23 protein-coding genes are annotated in these 20985 nt (G+C 61.4%); 1 reads left to right on the top strand and 22 read right to left on the bottom strand.

Going from position 1 to position 20985, the window contains the following annotated elements; translation table 11 throughout:
* Window positions 1–40 precede the first annotated feature (40 nt).
* From B7O88_RS04335 to B7O88_RS04320, 4 genes are all read right to left on the bottom strand, one after another.
* Window positions 41–472, bottom strand: a complete 432-nt coding sequence (locus B7O88_RS04335; protein WP_235005730.1) for a hypothetical protein — start codon at window positions 470–472, stop codon at window positions 41–43.
* Window positions 472–3765: a tape measure protein gene (locus tag B7O88_RS04330; protein ID WP_088273996.1), complete on the bottom strand. Its 3294-nt coding sequence runs from the start codon at window positions 3763–3765 to the stop codon at window positions 472–474. The genes B7O88_RS04335 and B7O88_RS04330 overlap by 1 nt, the downstream gene beginning before the upstream one ends.
* A gap of 92 nt (window positions 3766–3857) precedes the next feature.
* Window positions 3858–5198 carry an ISL3 family transposase gene (locus B7O88_RS04325; RefSeq protein ID WP_088273995.1) on the bottom strand — a complete coding sequence of 447 codons (1341 nt, stop codon included), beginning with the start codon at window positions 5196–5198 and terminating at the stop codon, window positions 3858–3860.
* A complete protein-coding gene (locus B7O88_RS04320; RefSeq protein WP_088273994.1) occupies window positions 5191–5685 on the bottom strand; it encodes a hypothetical protein in 495 nt (164 codons plus the stop codon). The genes B7O88_RS04325 and B7O88_RS04320 overlap by 8 nt, the downstream gene beginning before the upstream one ends.
* A 198-nt stretch (window positions 5686–5883) precedes the next feature.
* On the opposite strand from B7O88_RS04320, the gene B7O88_RS04315 reads away from it, so the two are divergent.
* Window positions 5884–6744 carry a hypothetical protein gene (locus B7O88_RS04315; protein WP_088273993.1) on the top strand — a complete coding sequence of 287 codons (861 nt, stop codon included), beginning with the start codon at window positions 5884–5886 and terminating at the stop codon, window positions 6742–6744.
* Between the two features lie 45 nt (window positions 6745–6789).
* Here B7O88_RS04315 and B7O88_RS04310 read toward each other — a convergent pair whose 3' ends face one another.
* The 18 genes from B7O88_RS04310 to B7O88_RS04225 all read right to left on the bottom strand — a co-directional run bounded on the left by B7O88_RS04310 (window position 6790) and on the right by B7O88_RS04225 (window position 20983).
* Window positions 6790–7533 carry a phage tail tube protein gene (locus B7O88_RS04310; RefSeq protein WP_088273992.1) on the bottom strand — a complete coding sequence of 248 codons (744 nt, stop codon included), beginning with the start codon at window positions 7531–7533 and terminating at the stop codon, window positions 6790–6792.
* Window positions 7534–7548: 15 nt separating this feature from the next.
* Window positions 7549–7746, bottom strand: coding sequence for a hypothetical protein (locus B7O88_RS04305; RefSeq protein ID WP_088273991.1), 198 nt, complete (start codon window positions 7744–7746; stop codon window positions 7549–7551).
* Between the two features lie 12 nt (window positions 7747–7758).
* Window positions 7759–8196: a hypothetical protein gene (locus B7O88_RS04300; RefSeq protein WP_088273990.1), complete on the bottom strand. Its 438-nt coding sequence runs from the start codon at window positions 8194–8196 to the stop codon at window positions 7759–7761.
* A gap of 1 nt (window position 8197) precedes the next feature.
* Entirely contained in the window at window positions 8198–8539 is a 342-nt protein-coding gene (locus tag B7O88_RS04295) for a hypothetical protein (protein ID WP_235005729.1), read from the bottom strand.
* Window positions 8536–8772: a hypothetical protein gene (locus tag B7O88_RS04290; RefSeq protein ID WP_140418564.1), complete on the bottom strand. Its 237-nt coding sequence runs from the start codon at window positions 8770–8772 to the stop codon at window positions 8536–8538. The genes B7O88_RS04295 and B7O88_RS04290 overlap by 4 nt, the downstream gene beginning before the upstream one ends.
* A 112-nt stretch (window positions 8773–8884) precedes the next feature.
* Complete coding sequence (locus tag B7O88_RS04285) at window positions 8885–9913, bottom strand: major capsid protein (protein WP_088273988.1); 1029 nt, start codon at window positions 9911–9913, stop codon at window positions 8885–8887.
* 15 nt (window positions 9914–9928) lie between these two features.
* The gene (locus B7O88_RS04280) at window positions 9929–10279 is read right to left on the bottom strand and encodes a head decoration protein (protein ID WP_088273987.1); all 351 of its coding nucleotides are present in this window, start codon (window positions 10277–10279) and stop codon (window positions 9929–9931) included.
* An 11-nt stretch (window positions 10280–10290) separates the two neighbouring features.
* A complete protein-coding gene (locus B7O88_RS04275; protein ID WP_088273986.1) occupies window positions 10291–11505 on the bottom strand; it encodes a S49 family peptidase in 1215 nt (404 codons plus the stop codon).
* 5 nt (window positions 11506–11510) lie between these two features.
* A complete protein-coding gene (locus B7O88_RS04270; RefSeq protein WP_088273985.1) occupies window positions 11511–13115 on the bottom strand; it encodes a phage portal protein in 1605 nt (534 codons plus the stop codon).
* A 2-nt stretch (window positions 13116–13117) separates the two neighbouring features.
* Window positions 13118–13333: a hypothetical protein gene (locus B7O88_RS04265; protein ID WP_088273984.1), complete on the bottom strand. Its 216-nt coding sequence runs from the start codon at window positions 13331–13333 to the stop codon at window positions 13118–13120.
* 8 nt (window positions 13334–13341) lie between these two features.
* Window positions 13342–15357, bottom strand: a complete 2016-nt coding sequence (locus B7O88_RS04260) for a phage terminase large subunit family protein (protein WP_328587505.1) — start codon at window positions 15355–15357, stop codon at window positions 13342–13344.
* On the bottom strand, window positions 15275–15802 hold the full coding sequence (locus tag B7O88_RS04255) for a terminase small subunit (protein WP_088273983.1): 528 nt from the start codon (window positions 15800–15802) through the stop codon (window positions 15275–15277). Before B7O88_RS04255 ends, B7O88_RS04260 begins: the two co-directional genes overlap by 83 nt.
* 142 nt (window positions 15803–15944) lie before the next feature.
* Window positions 15945–16679, bottom strand: a complete 735-nt coding sequence (locus B7O88_RS04250; protein ID WP_088273982.1) for a hypothetical protein — start codon at window positions 16677–16679, stop codon at window positions 15945–15947.
* Window positions 16676–17047, bottom strand: a complete 372-nt coding sequence (locus B7O88_RS04245) for a hypothetical protein (protein ID WP_088273981.1) — start codon at window positions 17045–17047, stop codon at window positions 16676–16678. The genes B7O88_RS04250 and B7O88_RS04245 overlap by 4 nt, the downstream gene beginning before the upstream one ends.
* 288 nt (window positions 17048–17335) lie before the next feature.
* Complete coding sequence (locus B7O88_RS04240) at window positions 17336–17773, bottom strand: hypothetical protein (RefSeq protein WP_088273980.1); 438 nt, start codon at window positions 17771–17773, stop codon at window positions 17336–17338.
* A gap of 306 nt (window positions 17774–18079) precedes the next feature.
* Entirely contained in the window at window positions 18080–19852 is a 1773-nt protein-coding gene (locus tag B7O88_RS04235) for a DUF5906 domain-containing protein (RefSeq protein WP_088273979.1), read from the bottom strand.
* Window positions 19849–20898 carry a PriCT-2 domain-containing protein gene (locus B7O88_RS04230; protein ID WP_088273978.1) on the bottom strand — a complete coding sequence of 350 codons (1050 nt, stop codon included), beginning with the start codon at window positions 20896–20898 and terminating at the stop codon, window positions 19849–19851. Before B7O88_RS04230 ends, B7O88_RS04235 begins: the two co-directional genes overlap by 4 nt.
* On the bottom strand, window positions 20891–20983 hold the full coding sequence (locus B7O88_RS04225) for a TraR/DksA C4-type zinc finger protein (RefSeq protein WP_235005740.1): 93 nt from the start codon (window positions 20981–20983) through the stop codon (window positions 20891–20893). Before B7O88_RS04225 ends, B7O88_RS04230 begins: the two co-directional genes overlap by 8 nt.
* Between the last annotated feature and the right edge of the window lie 2 nt (window positions 20984–20985).

Genomic DNA, 20985 nt, shown 5'->3' with positions numbered 1-20985 from the left:
CTTTTTCCCACCAATCAGCGAATCCCACTATAGACAGCTTTCAGCTTTCAGGCTCTGGCTCTGGCGGCGGCGCGACGGTGATCAGCCGCAGGGTCAGCTCATACACGGTGTCAGCCATGTCTTGTGAGCGGATCACCTGCTTGGCAGCAAGGGGCGGGCCGCTCTCGCGGTTCCAAGTGACCCAGTACTGATCACCGCGCGGCAGCACCAGTTGCATCACTGCGCCGGGCTGATCGCGCAGCGCTTCCAGCGCCCGGACAGTGGCCAGGGTGAACCAGGCCCCGCCGTTGCTCTGCAGGGTGATGGGCCGGCCATGCAGCTTGACGCCCTCCTGAATCAGCAGCGCGCCGGTGAGGCCGCGCTCCTGGCTCTGGGTGATGGCGTCCCAGTCGAACTCGTCCACCCATTCCATCTGGTCGCCGGCCAGATCCGGATCGGCAGCCAGGTCCACTGCGCCAAGGGTTAATGGCATCACACGCTCCTCAATCCAGCCTGTTCAAGAATGCCCAGCAGTGCGTCTTGCTGCCCAGTGGGCACGCTCACATCGACAGAACGGCCCTGCGCCGTTTCCAGCCTGATGATCGTGCTGGGCGCGGGCGCAGCTTCCGGCGCTGCCGCTGCAACGGATTCACGCCGTTGCTGCCGGGCTTCGGTTTCACGGGCCAGTTCGGTCTCGGACTGAATGGCGCGCAGCATGCCGAGGGCTTGCCGCAGGTCTGCAACGGCGGCCTGATTGCCCACCGCCTGCGCTTCGGCAATCTGGGCCTGCAGTTCAGCCTGCCGGCTTTGCATACGCCGGCGCTCGATCGCTTCTTCGTTGCCGCGCACTTTGTCCAGCTCGTCCCTGATGCTGGCGAGCGTGCCCTTGGCGCTATCGGCCACCGACTCAAACTGCTGCTTGACCGACTCCAGGGCGCTGTCCAGCTCCGAGAAGTCGGAGGCGTCCAGCAGGTCAAGGCTGGACTTGAGGCCAACGGCCTGCACCTTGAAGCTGGCCAGCGAGACCGCTCCCTTCTCATACCCGTCCATCAGCCGCTGCAGTGCCAGCTTCTGCTCGAGGAACTGTTCCTGCAGCTTGCGGCTGGCGAACAGGGTTTCATCTGCCCAGCGCGCAAACGGCCCACGCATGCGGTTATCGAGGTTGTTTTGCAGGTCCGCCAGCTGGTCGTTGACGATGTTCAGCGACGCGGCGGTGCCTTCGAGACTGCTGGTGTCCAGATCCACATCAACGCTGCTGATGCCCTTGAGCGCGTCAAACGCTTGCAGGGCTTTATCACTCAGCTCGGCCAGCGGCGAGCGGGCGGCGGTCATCACCTCGTCGAAGAAGGTGCTGAAGGCGTCGCGGAAGACTGCTTGCTGCTCTGCCCTGGCATCTGCTGCGGCTTGCTCTGCAGCTGCCTGCTCGGCCAGCGCGTCGGTCACGGCCTGCAGTTGCTTCTCAAGGTTTGTCTGGGCGTCGGCCTGGTTGCCGGTCGATTCGCTCAGCTTGTCCTGTTGCTTCTCCAGCGCCTTGATGGCTTTGTTGTACTCGTCAACCGACAGCTTGCCGTCTTCATACAGCGAGCTGATGGCGGTGCGCAGCTTGCTGATATCAACGTCTGTTTTGGCGCTGCTGATGGCCTTCTGGACGCCGGCGAAGTCTTCCAGCTCGTCGATCACATCAGAGAGGGACTTGGCGGTTTTGGCGGCCTCGCCCCCTACTTCGTCCAGCTTGTCGGCAACGATGCCGAGGCCGGCTGCGTATTCCTGCTGGGTGATTGCGCCGTCCTGGTACGCGCTCAGCATGGCCGCGCGCAGGCCTTGCAGCTGCTCCACCGTGGTGGCGGTATCGATCAGCTTCTGGGCTTCGGCAAAGTCAGCGATGGCCTGAGTGCCGGCGATGGCCGCTTCAATCGCGGCGTTCTTCACCAGCTGCTGGTTGTTGACCATTTCATCAGCCAGCGCTTGATTCATCATGCGCTGCTGATCAGTCTCGGCCTTGACCGCCTCGGTCACATCCCGCGCGCCCCGCACCTGATGCCGCGTGGTTACGTCCCATGCGTTGCGGATGCTCTCGCCAGACTGCTCGATCTGATTGACCAGCGCGCCCTGCAGCATTGTGATCTCGCTGCGGGCGTTGGTGATCCTCTCTTTCAGGGAATCCAGATTGAAGGCATCAGCGATTACCTCCCCTGCTGCCAAGAACGGGTCAGCGATGTTCTTAGCCAGCGTCACGGCAGCAAGCCCAATGGCCGCGAAGCCAGCCACCAGCCCTTGAAACAGGGTGGTGAACGGCGCCACAAACAGCTGCACCCGCATGCGGGCGTCGTCCAGCTTGGCACCCAGATCGCTCAGCCAGGTGCTGGCCTTGTCGCTCAGCTCGCTGAGGTCAAAGTCTGCAATGTCTCCGATGAACCGCTTGACCCACTCCGACGCCTCGATGAATGCATCGGACAGGGTGGTGGCCAGCTGATCCAACTTGCCGTCACGATCCATCTGGTCGATGGCATCGGCCACGCCCAACAGCTGCTGCTTGACGTAATCGAGCGCGCCGCTTTTGGCGATGCGATCGAGGAAGTCAGCCGCCACGTCACGCAGGTTGCTGACGATACCTGCCAGGCGGCTCATGTTGGCCGCTGCCGAGCCTTCGGCTGCCTTGCCAATCTCGGTGATCAGATCGCGGATTACATCGCGGCCCAGCTTGCCCTTGCTGCTCAGCTCCTGCAGCTGCTCGGTGTTTTTGCCGGTTACCTTCTGCAGCAGATCCCACACGGGCACACCGCGTTCGACCAGCTGCAGAATCTCTTCGCCCTGGAGCTTCTGCTTGGCCCACGCCTGGCCGAGGGCCGACGAGATACCGGTCAGCTTTTCCATACCGCCGCCGAGCTTCTCGGACTGGTCGGTAATGGCCTGCAGGGTGCCGTCCATTGGATCAAGGCCAAATGCCTTGAGCAGCGTGAACGCTTCGGTCACGTCCTTCAGCTGCAGGGGCGTGTCACGGGTAAAGCGCTTGATCCACTCCGTTGCTTGCTCGCCGCCCTCGATGGAGCCCATCAAGGCAGTGAGCTGGGTCTGCATGCCCTCGAACTGGTCGCCTGTTTGCAGCATCGAGTAGATGCCATCGCGCACCAGATTCAGGCCTTTCTGCACCAGGCTGAACGCAGCATTGAGCGAGACGTAGGCCGCAGCAAAGGCCAGCACTTGCTTGGCACCGGAGGTCATAGCCGAGCGGGCGGCATCAACGCGCGAACGATACTCAGAGGATGCCCGCGACGCCTTGCGCAGCTCATTCTCCAGGCGCCGCACCTCATCGGTGTTGTCGCCCACTGCTGCCTTGGCCTTGGCCAGCTCTGCGGCCAGCCGCTTCTCTTCGTTGGCCAGATCCGCAGTATCGATACCCGCATCACGGGCTGCGGCTTCGTGATCGCTCAGGCTTGCGTTGAGCGCGGTCACTTGCTTTGCCAGCTTGCGGCCTTCGCGCTCGGCATCCTTGAGGGACTGCGCCAAACCAGCCGCTTCCGGCGACTGGTTCAGCGCCTCACGCAGCTCACGCACCTGCAGGTCATTCTGCACCAGTGCCTGCTCGGCCTGCTCGGCAGCGCGCTGGGTTTGCTTCAGGGTCTCAGCCAGACCGCGGGCAGAACGTGCCCGGTCAAACTCATCACGCAGGCTCTGGCTCTGTGACTGCACATCCTCCAGCGCCTGCGCCGCCTTGCGGGCCTCGGGCGACAGATCATCCTTGCCGCGCAGGATGAACTGAATCAGGCGGTCTTTGATGCCAGCCATGGGTTTTCTCCGGGCAATAAAAAAGGGTATTCGGGAAAGGGTGTTGTTAGGCCCTTTCTGAATACCCCTAGGTGAGGTGGTTGGTTGTGTTGTTAGCCTTCCTCTTGGAAAGCTCCCGTTTCTGGTTCTGAGTACAGCTGCAGGATGCTGAAAATCGGAACTCCGTAATCCACCAGCTCGTCCTCGATGGGCTCGACTGCCATGATTTCCCTGGCCAGGAACGGCGCTAGCCGCTTGGTTTCTGGCGGCTTCACTTTGTGCTCTAGGGTGAACATGATCTTGGCGCGGAACATCTCGAAGCTCAGGCCTCGTGCGTTACGGTTTACGTCGCGCAGGTAGCGGTTGATCGACTCGGTTAGCGCGTTGGTGTACCGCTGGGGGATGAACTTGAAGTAGTTGAAAATGTACTCGCCCCAGTTGGTCATCATGGTCGTGACAACCTTCCAGTCCTTCTCTTGCTCGGCAGGGATGCGTTGACGCCATTCGTCATAGGCTTGCCTGGCTGCATTGTGGGTCTTGCTATTCCAAATGTTGTAGAAGCCTTCCTTGAGGTTGTAGGCGGTACCTAGCTCGGGGAACTGATCGAACCACGTCTTAATCTTCAGGTGCGCCCAAACGTCCAAATCACGCCGCCGCATCAGCATTAGCTTGCGGTCGCCTTTCAGGGTGCGCTTTTGCGGAACAGTGAGGCCTCGCTTGATCCGCTTTCGTATCTGGTCCATTGCATCGTTGGCGTACCGCACAACGTGGAACTTATCGACGATGACAGTGGCGTTAGGGAACAGCTCTAGCGACACGTCTTTGTACGGATGGAACATGTCCTGGCAGACGATCTGGACCCTATCCCGGCCGCGCATGTTGGAGATGTAGTTATGGATTACGATTTTCTTGCGGTTAGGCAGGACGTCGATGATCGTTCTTTCTTCCAGGTTGATCAGGACGCACCTGTACTCACCGCCAACAAGCAGTTCGTCAATGCCAAGAACACGCGGAAGCATGGGCCTGTAGCCCACCTCCTGCTCGGCGCAGTAGTCGCGCAAGGCCCGGCGCACCACCGACTCATCAACGCCTAGATCGCGGGCTACAGCTGAGTTAGTGGTCGTCATGGCCTGCTTGATGATGTGCGCATGGCAGCGCTTCGTCATGCGGTGCTTCTCGTCGAAGTCCAGCAAGGCCGGCGAGAACACTTTGCTGCATGTCTTGCACTTGTAGCGCCGCCGCATGCCCCACAGCACGGTGCGCTTGCCCCTGATTGGCAGGTCAACGTACTTGGTCAGCTTCTTCGAGAAGCGGATCGATTGGCCAATAGCGCCGCAGGCGGTACAGAACTCGGGGGCCGGAAATTCAACCTTGAATTGCAGATCGTGTTCATCCTCTAGGAATTCCACGATCTTGACTTTGAGCGGGTGAAGCAGGGACAGCGAGTCAGGCACCGACGTCCCCTTGAGCGGCGAGCGCTAATCGAGCGGCAGCAATGCGCTGATCTATCTTCACTTGCTGCGCGGCGATTGCATCATCGAGCGCTCTACCGTACTTGCCCGCGAAGCCTGATGGCTCGTCGTGGATAGCAAGCATTCCTTTCAGCGCCTCAACCAGCGCACTCTGCTCCGGCTGCTGCTCGGTCTTCGCGGGCCAGGCCAGTGACGCCACGATGCGTTCGTGCTGGGAGACGGTCGTCAGGGGCTCACGGACGTCACCAGGATAGAGAGCCCCAATCCCCATGGCTGAATCTGCAATGTAAGAGCCGAATCCGTCAGAGCTAATACGCACACCAACCACAATCGGCGCATCCACCCCTTCCGCCTCTGCGGGCTGGTTGGCGAGGACGCCATACATGCGACGCTCTGCATCTAGCCGAGTCTCGCGGTCATTACTGACAAGTCCAGCCAGCAGCTCCCGATCAACCAATACCTTGTCCATGATTTCTCTCCTTCAAAGGGATGAGCCTTCATTATAACAACACGTAAAGCCGAAGTTATTGCCATTATGCTTTAAGGATGCGTTTTACCTGCAACAACACGTAAAACCGATAACCCATAAAAAACCCTGCCGGGGCAGGGTATAAGAACAAAGCTATAATCGACCGCTATTCAACAAGCGCTTACCAAGGAACTGAAAATGGACTTTCTAAGTGGAGTAATACTCGGCGTCGTCGCAACGCTTATCGCCATCCTGTCAGTCAAGTCACGCAAGAAACCGCAGGAGCCGGCCCCATCTGCGAACAACACAAACCCAGCAAGAACCGGTTCCGGGGTCACCATCCAGGTAACGCAATACGGCGGCCCTGAAACCGAGCCAAGTGACTTTGAGCAGCAAAGTCACCAAGGCAACCCAGACCGTGACCCTTGGGAGGCAGGCGCCTGGGAGGTGCAAGAATCCTTCCCCGTTAAGGCCAATCTATTCATTACGTTTCGCGACGTTGAAGGAAAGGTAACCGAGCGCCCCATCACCGTTCAGGCGGTAGGCAGTCACCTGGGCGAACCCACCCTTGTCGCTTTTTGCAGACTAAGAAACAACAACAGAACATTCCGCATTAGCCGCATCGAGAACTGCGTTGACGAAGAGTCCGGCGAGATTATCGACAACCTTTACGACTACCTACATGAGCGCTATTCCAGCAGCGTTGACGCCTCGCTGGACAGGGCATACAACGAAGCTCCCGATGCCATTGATGCGCTTTTCTACATCGCCAAGGCTGACGGCCAGATGCGCAAACCAGAGCGCGAGATCATTGCCACCTTTCTCCAGTCCCTGACAGGCGACGACCGAGTCAGCGAATCTGTCGTTCAAAAAATGATGGCTGACTGGGAAGTACCAAGCCTCAGGACGTTCAAAGTGTCCGTGGGGAAAGTCGGCAATCTGAGCAATGAAATTCAAAGCATCTTCAAACAGGGCGCATCCGATATTGTCGCTACCGGCAAAACCGTGACGGCGTTGGAGCAAGAGGCTTTGGATTACATCGCCAAAAGGCTCGGCTAACCAGCAACCGAGGAAGGGGGCGGCACTCCACCCCCTCCCTCACCATCAAGCCGCCATATCCATCTGGCAGAACTTGCTGATGCCGGTACCGGTGATGCGGTCATCCGCCAGCGCTTCGCCCGGGATCTCCAGTTTCAGGTACTCCTGACCGAAGGCTTGCATCTGGCTGACAAGGCCCAGCTTCACGCGATGAACGCGCAGGCTGTAGGGCTCACCCGACTGGGCTTCGTTCAAGCCGGCAATGTAAATCTCCAGCTCGACCGCAGGCGCAGTCAGCATCTGAATGACGCTTGCACCGCGCGGAGTGTAGCTGGCTTTGACGCCGGCGCTGGTGATGTTGGTGGTGCTCAACACGATGATGCCGTGCTGGTTCAGCAGGTAGTCGGTACCGGCAACCAGCGCAGTGTCTGACGCTGTTTTCAGTACCGGCGCAACCGTGAGGTCCGGCAGGTGCTTGAACGGAATCAGCTCACCCAGCACACCGGCGCATGCCAGGGCTTCGTCCACGATGGGCGTGGTATCGACTTCGGTCACAGTCGCACGGGTCGCACGCGCGATGTTCTCAGGCGTCAGATCCCACAGGCCGAGCGTGGTGTTCACATCCGTCACACGATCACGGACGTTACGGTTGCCGCCACCGCCACGGTAGTTCGGCAGGGCAATGCGGTTGGTCTGGTAGGAGATGTTGAAGACATCGCAGTTGCCGATATCCAGCAGCGCATCCTGGCTCTGATAGGCGCGAGCGTAGGCAATGCCCTCGCCGATAAACGAACGATCTACTTGTGCCATAAAGGGTTACTCCCGTTAGGCCTTGGTGGCTGGCTCGGCCTTCTCAGGCGCGGCCGGCTGCTTGGCGGTTGCGTCGGTGGGCTTGGCAACAAACCCGTTCTTAATAGCGTGGGCGGCCACATCCGGCGGCAGATTCTGCTCGCCCTTTGGATAGGCCACGACCTTGCCGCCCGCATTCCAATTGAATGGCGCGGTGACGTTGTGCTTCGGCATGAATGCCTCCGGTTATTTGAGGGGTTGTTGGTAGTTGATTTGCAGTTGCATGACGTGGGCGGCCCAGAGGCGACCAGGCGCGGGCGGCAACGATGACTCGCTGGGCATAGCAACCTGCTGCACGCCCTGAACCGTCAGCCCTGCCTTTGGCCCTGCCAGCGCGACTTTCACCGCCAGCCGCCCAGCACGCAGCGCCGGGGCGAACGCACGGAGCTTGGTGACCAGGGTCACGCTTACCGTGGTTTGCTCGCGCACCCCGGCGTCGCCGACGCGCTGCACCTCCTGCGTGTCGCCTGGCTGCAGGATGATGAAGCTGTCCGGCAGCGCGGGATCGGCCTCATCCAGCACCCGCAGCACGCTGTCTTCAAACACCAGCGCGCCAAAGTCGGGCACCGCGGCCAACCGCTGTTCCAGCTCTGCAAGCAGCTGGCTCTGTACGTCAGCAGGCATATCAGGGCCTCACGTAGAAGGTGATCAGGGAACCGTCATCAGATTCGATGCCGTCCAGGTGCATGGTCTTGCCGGCGATCAGCTTGACCGGCTCGCCCGCATTGCTGCGGAACGCGCCCTTGCGGTCGTAGCTGCCCAGCGCGCCTTTCAGCACGCAGATGGTGACCACGCGATCAACCGCACCGGACAGCTCGTTGATGCGCTCGACATCCTGCTCGACGATGGCATCGAGCCCCTCAACCGCAACCGACCCGGATGCGGTGAGGAAGTCGACGCGCCCATCCTTGAGCGAGTCCAGCAGGGTGGCGTCCATGTCGTCCATGGCTGCGGAGAAGTCGCTCATGGCCACTCCTCCACTGCTCCGGCGCGCTTGATGATGCCTTGCCCCAGAAGCTCTTCCTCGAGCTCAGGGGTTGGCGGCTGGTACGGATCGCCCTGGACGTAGGTTTTGCCGGCTTCCTGAATGCAGCCCCAGGCAACCACAAAACCAGCAGAGGTGACTTGCGCCGCCGCTTCCAGGGCAACATCCTGCCCAGTGGATGCAGCACCGGAATCAGCACCAGCCTGGGCTTCCACTGCACCAGCTCCTGGCGCTTCCACAGCGTCAGCCGAGTCAGCTGCAGGAACGTCAGCATCTTCGACGGGTACCAAGTCGGCTTGCGGCTTCTTAGCCGCTTTGCCAGCCACGTCACACCACCTTGGCGAAGATGAAAGCGTCCGGCTCGAGGAAGCCGGCCATGGGCGCGCTTTGCAGCTTCAGCCAGCGTGCAGACGGCTCCGGAGTGACCCAGCTTTTCGGGAAGCGGGCCGCTTCCACCATTCCGCTCTCGATTGCGTCAAGATCCTGAATCGCGCCGTACAGCATCGCGTTGCGGGTATTGCTGGCACCGAGAATCAGGCCACCCGCCGGGATCATCGGCTGCTCGACGTCTTCCTCGTCCAGGTACCACTCGTCGTAGGCATACAGGTCCAGACCCGGGTCATTCAGGTAACCCAGATAGGTCACACCGTCCGGCAGCTCTTCCGGCTTGATCATGCCCATGTCTACGCGACGGGTGTTGAGTTGCTTCATCACCATGTCGTTGGCCTGGAAGGCCGCAACCGCTTCGGCGCTCAGCACTGCAGTGTTGGCAGTCCGGCCAGAGTCCTTGGCGATCTTGCGCTTCCAGGCGCGCAGGTTGGCGATAGGGTCAGAACCATCGGCATCCCACTTGCCAGTGGTGAGCGTGATCTTGTGATCAGCGGCCATGAGGAAGTCGATGGTGTCATCAACACCCTCGCCGACCACACGAATCTGGCCAGTGGTCAGGGCCTGAGCGCACTGCCATTCCTCGCGACGGATGATCTCTTCGTCCAGGTCGCGCAGATCCGCGCCCAGCTTCTCAGCTGCACGCTGCGCCGGCGGCTTGGCCGCATAGGGTGATTCACCGGCTGCGCGCTTGAGGATCAGGTCGGCAGTGGTTTCGCGCTTGGGCTGAACATACGGCGGCGCGTAGGTGCTGCTGCTGTAGCCTTCGCCCAGCGATACGCTGCCAGGCAATTTCGGGTGCACGAACGGCGCCATCTTCCGCTTGCCTTTGACGATGTCGATGTCAACGGTTTTGGTGGGGAAGGTGCGCGGGTTGGAGCCGTTGAAGAATGTCGCCATCAGGAAGCGGCGCGGGGTCTTCATCTGCTCGACGGCTTCGAGCATCGTGCGGGTATCAAAAATATCCATCTGTCAGTGCTCCTATCAGCGGATGAACAGAGAAAGCGGACGCAGCGCAGCCTTCACGCTTGCGATGGTGTGGCCAGTGCCAATGGTCAGCTTGTCGCCGAGCACTTCACCGGTCAGCATCACCGGGGCCGGGGCCGGGGCATCAGTGGTATCCACTGCCTCAGCCAAGATCACCTCGGGGTTCTGCGAGCCATCTGTGGCAGCCGACAGCGACAGGACGTATTCGTCATCGGCAGTGACCTTGCCGAGTACGGCGCCCGCAGCCAGGACCATGCCCTGAGCGATCACCACCGAGTCCATGACGACGGGGAAGTGGCCAGCAGCAAGCTGAGCCGGCACATAGGTATTACGGATCGGGTTAGCCATGTGGCCTCCTATCAACGACGGTTTGCACCAGCGGCAATCGCGCTGGCGGCAGCAGTCCGTTCAGCGGCTTCGCTCTCCGCCGGCGGGGTTTGGGTAGTGGTGCGGGTTGCATCAGCCTTGATGCCTGCCAGGCTGATGCCACGATCCTGCGCCGCCTTGAACAACTGCAGGGCTGTGGCTTCAACACTGGAGCCATCGTCGATGGCCGCTTCGATCTCCTTCTCGAAGCCGGTAGCGGCCAGCGCCTGAATACCCTTGACCCGGTCGCGTTCAGCGGCCACCGCAGCAGCGGTAATGGCCTTCTCGTCTACCGGCTCAGGCGCGGCAATTTGAATGGTGTTCGGGTCGGTACCAGCAGCCAGAGCCGCCTGCAGTTCCGCCGTGGTCTTTACGGTTGTCATGGTGAGTTTCCTCGGGGTTGCGGCCGCTTTGGCCATTTCGGTGATCAGGCCCTCAAGAGAGCCCAAACGGTGTGCGAGCCCGGCGTCTACCGCCTCGGCGCCCACTCTCAGGCCGCCGTGGTCGCCCATCTCTGGGATACGCTCAACATCAACGCCCAGGTTGCGAGCAACCTTGGCGACGAACACGCCGGACATGGAGTCGATGGTTTTACTGAGAACGGCCCGCCCCTCTTCGGTGGAGAGGTCCGGGCGCTTGTTGGGGGCGTTCTGGCTGGTGATGGTGTATCGCTTTTCGCCTTCTTTGGCGTCGCGGATCAGCACCTCGGTGACAACACCGATGCTGCCCACCAGTGCAGTGTCATCGATCACCAGTTCGCCAGCCGCACTGGCGAGCCAGTAGGCTCCGCTGGCGACATACCCGCCACCGTATGCCTTGATCGGTTTGCGCTCCCGAGCTGCATAGATCATGTCGGCCAGCTCGTTGATGCCGCTGGCCTCACCACCCGGGCTGTCGATATTCAGCACGATGCCCTTGATCTTCGGGTCATCGAGCGCGACTTGAAGATCAGTCGCCAGCTCCTGAGTGCTGGTGGCGCCGCTGATACGCGTGAACAGGTTGGCGTAACGCATGATCGGGCCGGTCACGGGGATCACTGCGATCCCATCGCGCACGGTCACGCTGCGGGCGTTCTCCAGCGGCTTGCCGATCCGGGCTTCCAGCGCCTCCGGCTGACCTTGGCGATCAGCAATCGCCATCAGGTTATCCAGGGCGTCAGGCAGCATCAGCCATGACCGCGACGCGGCCAGCTCAAATGCACGTGGCATGGGGTTTACTCCTGATTGGTGTTTGGTGCTTCTGGCTCGGGCTGGGCGCCCTTGGGCAACTGGTAGTTGCCATCCTGCCGGCGCTGGTCAATCTCGCGGGCGCGCTGGCGATACACCTGCTGCCATGGCTCGCCGGTCATAGCTGCTGTTTCCAGTGTTTCGTTGCTGACGCCGATCTCAATCCGCTTGCCTGCTGCGTTGGCTTCTTTGAGCTCGTCGATAGCGCCACGGGCTGGGCCAATCCACAGCGCCTGGCAGTAGGCCTTGCGCTTGAGAGGGTCGGCATAGCCAGGCAGATCGATCAGCCCACGCGCGACAGCTTCGTCGATGATCAATTCACGGCTGGGCTGGCAGAAGTCGCAGGTCAGCCACCAGCGGCGCAGGCTGTAGAACCGCCATGCCTGCAGCATTGCTGCGCGGGCGGCGCTGTAGCTTGAGCTGTAGAACAACAGAATCTCTTCTGCCGGCAGCTCCAGCGCTGCGCCGATCTCCTTCACCACGGCCATAAAGAACGGATCAAACTGCGCGTTGGGTCGGCCGGGGTTGACGGTGGTCGCCTTCTCACCACGACCAAGATCGATGATTGCCCCTTCACCAAGCTGAATATCTCCACCGTCGTCGTCATCGGTCGATGCGCCTTCGCCGCCATTCACCAGGCTGGCAAGGTTCATCTTTTCATCATCGAACTCGCTGCTCTTTTCGATGAAGACGGTGAACATGGCCGACACCACCGCAGCCATCAGCTCGGCACTGCTGTAGCGCTCCAGCTTCTGCAATGGCTCAAGCACAGGCGCGAGGTAAGGTGCGCCACGCTTCTGACCGGGCCGCTCTTTGTCTGCCATGATGTGCAGCACCCTGCGACGCCCTGTTACGGCGCCGAAGGCTTCCAGCTTGTCCCAACGCAACTCAGCACCAAGCGTCAGCTCATTCGGGTAGCCGCTGCACACGTGGTACCGCACAGGAGCGCCCAGTGCATCGAACTCAACGCCCTCCACAATGCGAGCGGTATCGAGCGCGCGCCCAGGGTTTGACAAGCGGTCTGTCTCGATCAGTTGCAGGCGAGTGCTGAAAACGCAGCCGGTGCGCTCCTCATCTGGGGTAGACACCAGCACATCACCACCCACCAGCGACGACACCAGCACCAGCGCTTGCAGCTGGTAGTGGTTGAGCGTGGCCTCGGCGTCGCACTCGCGTGGGTCATCCGCATAGATTGACCAGACCCGGTCCAGCTTTGCATTCAGCGCATCGCCTTCTTCCTCGCTCAAACCAAGCGCCTCGGTATCGACCTGAGCCCGACACACCAGCCCGGTACCGACAACATTCGTGCGCAGCCGCATGATTGCCGCACGGGCGATCAGGTGGTTACGCATCGCGTCGCGGGACCGCGCCACCAGCATGCTGCGCTCGCTGCTTGCCAGGTCGCGCCGCGGGCTACCAAGCCCCGGAATCCAGCTAACCATGCTGCGCAGCATGCGCGATGCACCACGCCAGCGTGTCTCGCTGCCTCCGCCACCGCCCTGCGTGACGATCTTCGGCTGTGCGATATCCTGAGCCAGCTTGAGCGCCTCCTGCATGAGCAACTGCTCGGGAGATTTTTTGAAAATGCCCATGATCAAATCTTCCCGTAGGTGATGCGGCTGCGCCCGCGACCGCGCAGGGCTGCTTGCTCCGCAGCCACTTCACGGGCGATCTGCGCTTCCAGAATCCGGAGACTGGCCAGTTCGGCGCGTTGCAATTCGCGGTCGCCCTTGCGGAAGCGCTGGCCCTTCTCAAGGATCGTCTTGATCGACGCCCGAACGTCAGCCAAGCGCTGTTGTGCATCGGTCATGGTTCACCTCAGTGCGCCCGACCGCGCACCCTGCGTCCTCCGCTCTTGGCGGCCTTGCGGGGTATGGGCGCGACGGGCTCTTCGCTATTGAAAAGGTTGGGTTGCAGCAGTTGCTGCTCCAGCGCGTCCCAATCGGCGTCGCGCAGGATGTGTGTCTTCAAGCTGCGCGCCGCATGCAGCGCGTACACCTCGCAGTCCAGCGCCTCATTGCGACGGCCTGCCTTTTTCTGCCAGACCATCTTGCTCGGGTTGCGCGGGTGCGGAGCCAGCACCTCGTTGGTGATCTGCTCGTAGTAGTCGCTGCGGATATCGCTATACCAGTGCATACGGCCAGGGCCGGTGCCCTTCAGGCGCAGCCGCTGATCAATCAGCGACTTGGCCTTGTGGGTACCAACGATGAACGGGCGCAGGCCGTACTTCGATGCCTTGGTGTTCGCTGCGTTGGTGTCGGAGGTCGGTGCGGGCTTTACGAAAATCTCGCGCTCCCGGCTGTCTACCGATGCCCCTTTGACCGCCATGATGTTGAAGCGCATCCGGGCGCGTACGTAGGTGTACACCGCGTCGCTGGATGTGCCGTCAGAGCAGTCGATGCCCGCTGCACTCACAACCATCTGGCATCCGTGCTCGCTCTTGACCTGAGTCGCCAGCAGCTTGTCCAGCTCGACCCACACCGGGTCTTTCACATCCAGCGGATTGCCATGCAGCTCGCCCCAGTACAGGCGCCATGACTCCTCACCACGCCCCCAGCCAACCATCAGCACAGCCAGACGATCGTGCTGCACGTCTACACCCACAGTGATCAGCAGCACACCTTTCGGCGCGGTCAACTCGCCATAGGCTTCGGCTCGGCGCTCAAGCTCGTCGGTCTTTGGCGCGTCGCTCTGGTATTCGTAACTCTCGCCCTTGGAGCTGTTCACGTAGGCGATCATCGGCCCGATGTTGCCTTGGGCTGCTGCGTGCTCGGCCTGCAGCTTCTTCTCCATGAGTACTTCAAAGCGCGAGCCGTAGAAGGTCGCGTAGAGCTCATTGAGAATGTAACCGGCGATGCCGCGAAACTCGGCGGTCGCCTCCCAGCGCCCATGTTTCAGGTTGGCGTTCTTCTGGTTGTCGTCCCAGATCGCGCCACAATGCGGGCAGGCGTAGTAGCTCTGCTCTGGGCGATGGTTGCCGTACACCTCGTGCTGGTAATCCGGATCCTCCGGGCAGTGCAGGTGGTCAAAGCTGAGCGCGTGCTCCTGGCCGCACTCGTGGCACGGCACCAAGCCAACGCGCTTGTCCGACAACTCCAGTTCGGCATCGATGGCCGACAGCCCTTTGATCGTCGGCGTACCACCGATGATGATCTTCGAGCGCCGGAACGTTTTCAGGCGCTCCTTCGCCAGCTTGATGCTGTCGCCCTGCCCGCGCAGGTTCAGGTTGCAGTCGTCCGGCTCTTCAACCGCCACCCGCGGTACCGGGGTGGACTTAACACTGGCCGGGCTGTTGGAGCCGACCAGCTTGAGGAAGCCACCGGGGAACTTCTTAAAGTCCTGCCGCTGCTGCAGCTTGCGGCTGCGCAGGTCTACCTTCTTCCGCAACCGAGGCGTCGCCTCGATCATTGGCTCCAGCTTTTCCGCCACGTACTGCTTTGCAGCCTCGGCTTTGGGGAACAGCACCAGGATCGGCGATGGGTCAATGTCGATCCACTTGCCCAGCGCATTACCAAGCACGCCGCTTGTCCAGGCCACCTGTGCCGACTTCCTGCCAACGATCTCGTTAACAGCTGGATCGTCCAGCGCCTCAAGCGGGCCGCCTGGCCAGATCAGGTGCGGGGTAATCTCAAACCGATACTTGCCTGGGCGCGCAGCTTCTTCCGGGGCAAGCCAGCGATACTTGGTTGCCCACTGGATGGTGCTCAGCCGGGGTGGTGGAGACCACTTGCGGCAGACTCGGCGCAGCGACTTAGTCGCCGTCTTCTTCAGCAGCCTCCGGATCGTCCGGTTCGTCAGGATCCCCGTCTGACGGGTCTTCGTCATCAGGGTCATAGTTCGCCAGCTCTCGGAGGATGGCCTCGATAGGGTCGCGGATCAGTTGGTCATCCACCTCAACCCCGTATCGGGCAGAAAGTTCGCTCGCCAGGTTCTCCGGCAAGGTGTTCAGTAGTTCGATCTTTGCGGCGGTAATCATCGCCTCGAAGCGCTCGACCAGTTCCTCGGCCAGCACCACTTCTTCCAACTCACGGGCCAGCGCCAGTTCCTCGCGGTCACCCTTGATGCGGTCCAGCCGCTCGCGGGCTGTCTCACGCTTGCCGTTGAGTGCGGCAGCCTGCACCAGCCACTCGATCACCGCGGCCGTGTCATACACGTTTTCATTGCCGCGCCCGAGGCCAACCTCGACCACCGGCATGCCAGCGTTCTGCCAGCGAGATAGCGTGCGCTCATCACGGCCAACAATCTCACCGAGCTCAGCCTTAGTGACTTGCTTGCCCATGACACACACCTTGAAAAGACGGACACCCCTAGACAAATTTCAGCTAGAGCCAAAACACGAGCCGAATAACCCGTGTAGGGTCAGGGGGGCCGGGGAGGACCCGTAAATATCCGGACGCCCCAAATCGGTGCGCCCGCTGCCCCTACCCCCCGAACCGCTCGATGGCACGACCGATGGCCGCTTCCACCAGCGCATCGTTCTCGGCCACCTGCCGCACCACGCGATGGAAGTCGAAGCGAGCCGAGTAGTTGGGTTGCTTCACGAACAACAGCACCAGAGCGAGGGTCTTGCCTCTTCGCTCGGCGATACCAATGGGGGTCTTGCCGCGCTTCATCACGAAGAACGCCTTCGCGTGCCCCTTCTTCAGGGACCGAGCGCTGCGGGTTGCGACGATGGTCGAGCCAGACGGATTGTCTGCACCCAGACCAGAAAGCACTTGCTGCATGTGGCCGCGAGACATGTTGCCGTAGGCGTCCATCCGCGCGCCCGGCCCCGGGGCCAGGAACATACCCGAAGGCAAGATGCCCTTTTCCCGCAACCGGTACTCAGACCGCTTGACCGATCTGCCTCCGCCGTAGACTTGCGGCTCGAACCATGCCTCGGGTGCCTGGCCGCCGCCTGCCCCGTCCTTCTCGTCCTTCACCCAGACCGCCGCCTCGGGTGCCGATGGTTTGGCACGCAGCAGCCTGAAGGCGTTGAGGGTAAAGCGCGTGGGCCGGTCAAAAGCAGTGCGGGCCTCGGCCTGCAGCATCTTGATGGCCTCGCCGCCAACCTCGTTGACCGCCCATGCCAGCGCAGGGTTAGCCTGCTGGCCCAGCTTCGCCAAGTCTGCCAGCGCATCATCCAGGTCGGTGACAGCCAGACCAGCGCCGATCACCGCCCCAGCGCCTCACGAATCTCTTTGATCATGTCGATCAGCGACATGCCTTGGCTCTTTGCTGCGTAAGCAAACCACGCCCGGACGAACACCCAAGCCGGCAGGCCGCAGGCAAAGCACAGGCCGATCATCGCTACCGTGCCTTCAAACGTATCGACCCAGCTGGTGAAGCCAAGCCACTGAACCAAACCAGCCCCTCCACAGATGGACGAGACCAGCGTGCTGATCAGACCGGCCACCCACTCGCGTGAGGTCTTCGGCAGCGTCATCGCCATCACCACGACCGCGGCCAGGATCGCGCCAACGCTGATGCCCAGCAGCTTGCCCAGCCCAATGCCGGCCAGCCCTGCGGTGGTCGGCTCGCTCATGTTCTGAATCCTCATGGATGCTCCCGGGTTGAACCTTCCCTGGCGCTGAAATAGAAAACCCCGCCGGAGCGGGGTTTGGGGTTTGCTGGCAGCCAGTCCAGCAGGGGAAGCGGTTTGCCGTGCTGCTTACGCACGAATCAAAAACTTAGCTGACTTTTTACGCTAGACCGTCAAAGGCGTAAACCATCAATTAACGCCCTTTCCGGTGCTTTGCGTGGGCAGTGCGTGCAACGTGTGTTGAACGTGCGTTAGCGCCAAAACATGCCCGACTAACGGTAACGACTATTTTCAAGATGCCCGCCGAAGCCAGGGCAGCTCAGCCAGCAGCAGCGGCTCCAGCAGCACATGCAACTGGTGCAGCTTGCTGCGATAGGTCGCCTGCGACCGCCAGCCCATGCGCTTGGCCTGCTGCTCCACCAGCGGCATCGGGTCGGTCAGGTACCGCACCCGGGCCAGCTTAACCAGCTCTGCGCCAACCTTGCCGTGCCCGCCCGCCTCCACCGGCTGCCGGATCATCACCAGGGCGCGCTCGACCGCCTCACCAACAGCGCCAAGCGGGCCGCTCTCAAGGCCAACGCCGTAGCCAGCACCAAGCGCCGTACTCCTGATCATCTCGCCCTGCGCATCGATCATTGCACCCAGAGTGCACTGCAGCATCGCCACCGTGCCCCGCCGCCGATACTGGTCTCCCCAGGTAATCAGGGCCATTTCAACCCGCTCGATCATCGCAACACCCCCTGTTTTCCAACCCTAGACACAAATCCGCCAACCCTAGACACAACCCCAGACAGCAAAACCCTTTTAAAAACAAACACTTTTTTATAACTGTCTAGGGTGTCTAGGGTTGATAGGGTTTTTTGCTCACGCATGAACAAAAAACACCAAAGCCGATTGCGATAAATACACGCCCGCGCGCGCGTAAAAACCCGTGCAACCCTAGACACTTGAACGCCAGCCGCTCTAGCACGCGGGCTGTAGCTGTCTAGGGTTTGATTCTGCAACCCTAGACACACCCTAGACACCCCGGACAGATTAAGCATCAGGGCCTCCCGCATTACGCAGTGGCGCGCTGTAGCCGATGCAACCGTCCCACTTCTCCGGGTGCCAGCCGGCCTCAGCGGCCTGCCTGCGCCAATCGCGCACCAACTGGCCCAGCCGCTTGCCATCCGACAGGTCGAGCCCGTCAGGCGGGTTAGGGACAAAGAACATCGAGCGCCTTCGGTTGTTGAAGTCGTCGTACCAGAAGTACTGCCCCGGAGACTTGTATGTATCTGGCTTGGTACCGAGGAACAGCCCGAACTTGGTCTCGCTCAGCTTGTGTTCACCGCCCCGCGAGCACCACTCAGTGAAAAGGCCGTAAAGGTCCTGCGTGCGGCAAGGGCTGAACGGAATACCCAGCCCGTCAGTCTTCCACAGGTTGTAGAACGTCTCCCAGGCGGTAAAGCTCAGCTCAACCAGCCGCTGCCGCGCTGGCGTCTTCGGTGGTCGGGTGCGCTCGTCAAAGTCGCCCAGGTCGTAATCCAGCAGATACTGGTAAAACGCCTCAATGCCACCGTTCGCCAGCTCCCAGCCGATGCGCTTCTGCGCCTTCTCGGGCAGCGTCAGCTCTGGCCACAGCACCAGCATGCGCCGGTCGTTCTCCCCGATCGGCCAGGGCAGGATCTCGTTCGACAGGAACACGGCGTTCATATAGTTCGCCTCTTCCCACCCGTTCATAAACTTCGACTCGATGCGCACCGTCTTGCCGGTGACCATGTGCTTGATCTTGCCGGTCTGGTTGTAGCGTTGGTCCCGGCTGACGACCTCCTCAAACAGGCCATACAGCTTGCTCGACTGCCACTGGCTCCAGCTGCTCTCCAGCTGCACCTGGCCGACCGTCGCGCCGTACTCGCCATAGATCGGCCGCATGATATCGCCGAACAGCAGGCTCTTACCCGAGCCCTCCATCGTCGAGTGCATCAGCACCGCCGTGTCCAACTTCGCGCCCACATGCTGCAGCGGGAAGGCCAGCCACTTCGTCAGCCAGTCGACCGCATCCTGCTGGCCATTGCAGAGGAAGCCCAACAGCCAGACGATGCCACGGCACAGATCAAGATCGGGGTTCGGGGTAAGAGGCAGGCCCTCAAAGGTGTTGATCGTATCCTTGGGGCTTTCCGTCATGCGCGGGTCAAACACCAGATTCGCAGCCGGGATCACCTGCCGCTGGTCCGAGTTCTGCCAGAGCGAGAACGCATCACCCAGCGCCAACTTCACCGCCGCCGCCGGCAAACGCTGCCGCAGCTGGCGGTCGTAAATATCTTGCGAACCGTCCAGGTACACATAGCGCCAGTACAAATCCTCGCTGCTGACCTGCCCCTTCGACTTGCCCAGCCGCTTGCCCAGCTTCGCATCCGTCTCCAGCCGCTTCGCGTGTTCAGGGTCCACGCCCTTCTTGCTCGGCAGGTCATACCACTGGTTGCCCAGAGCCTTACCCACCATCGCCAGAAAGCCCGTCTTCTTCACGACCACCTTACGGTGCAGGTCGAATACCTTCGTCTCGCCCTCCACCAGCGCAAACCGGCTTGTCAACTTCTCCAGCGTCCAGCCCGAAGCCTCCCCCGCCCCCTCTTCTGGCGGTGCCGCACCAGCGGCGGGCGCTGTGTCGGATGGGGCCGGGGGAAGGTCATCAGCCGCGTCAGGCTCGCCCGCCGTGCGCACACGCGGCAACGGCGCATTGGCCGCAGCCCGCTGCAACTGCTCGCGCACCACGTCCAGCCCAAACTCTACATGCAGGTCATTCCAATCGATCTTGCGGGATGCCGTCATGCTGCCTCCCTGCTCTGCTCCGGCGCGACCGGAAACACCGCAACCGCGTCAAACTCCAACGCCAGCGCCTCAGCCAGCACCCGGCCCGGGTTATCCCCGTTGGCCTTCGGGTCATCATCACCGGCAATCACCAGCTGCGCATGTGGGTACCGCTCACGGATGCCGCGGGCAATGTGCGCCATGTTGCCCAGGTCCACGCACATGATCGTCGGCCATTGCGTCGCCTGGTACACGCTGCAGGCCGTCGCGTAACCCTCGGCCAGCGCGATCACCGGCATATCATCCGACCGGCCAACCCAATGGCAGCAACCCTGCTTGCGCGCAAACTTCGGGAACAGCTTGGTGCCATTGCCGTTAATGCTCTGGTGGCTCCACACGGTGCCGTCCAGATCGGCCAGCGGAATCAGAATGTCACCCGGCCCGTACTTGCGGAATGAAAGGTGGTCTGGCGTTGGCTTCGGCAGCGCCCCGAAGAACTGGCCGATACTCTCCCCGGTCCAGATCTCACACACCCCGCGCTTGTCGTCGGTCACCATCAGCACCGGCTGCGTCACAAAGCGCACCCCAAATGCCGGCGCCTGCTTGCGCTCCAGGTACGCAGATTTGCCCCGCGCTTTGGTGAACTCAGACAACAGCCGAACGGTTGCCACCTGGATCTGCTGCTGCATAGTCGCCTTGCGCTCTTCGTCCGCCAGCACCTCAGCCTCACGCTGCTTGCGGCGGGCCTCCTGCTCCGCGCGCTGGCGGCGCTTTTCTTCAGCGGTCAGGCTCTGCTTGCGCGGCTTCCAACCCCGCTCCTTTGCCAGATGGATAACGGTACCGATGCCCGTCTTCCCGCGCTTGCAGCTCTTCCAGACCGACTTAGCATCGGCTGCCTTGTATGAGTCGCCGTTCTGGCTCCAGCTGTTCCAATCATCAAACCCAGCCTCACCAAACTCGGACTTAACGCCCATGGCCACCTGCACCCAGGTCTCGCGGTCATGTGCATCGATATGGGCCAGCAGCCCCGGCAGGTCATCGAGGGTAATGTCGGGTAGATCAGCCATTGCCTACCCCCGACCGTTCGCGCAACTGCTGGCAATCCACACAGCACTCAACCCCCGGCAGCGCCTCGCGCCGCTTGAGGGGAATGG

The sequence above is a fragment of the Halopseudomonas aestusnigri genome, from assembly GCF_002197985.1.
Lineage (GTDB): Bacteria > Pseudomonadota > Gammaproteobacteria > Pseudomonadales > Pseudomonadaceae > Halopseudomonas > Halopseudomonas aestusnigri.
This window is presented reverse-complemented; position numbering and strand designations above follow the sequence as displayed.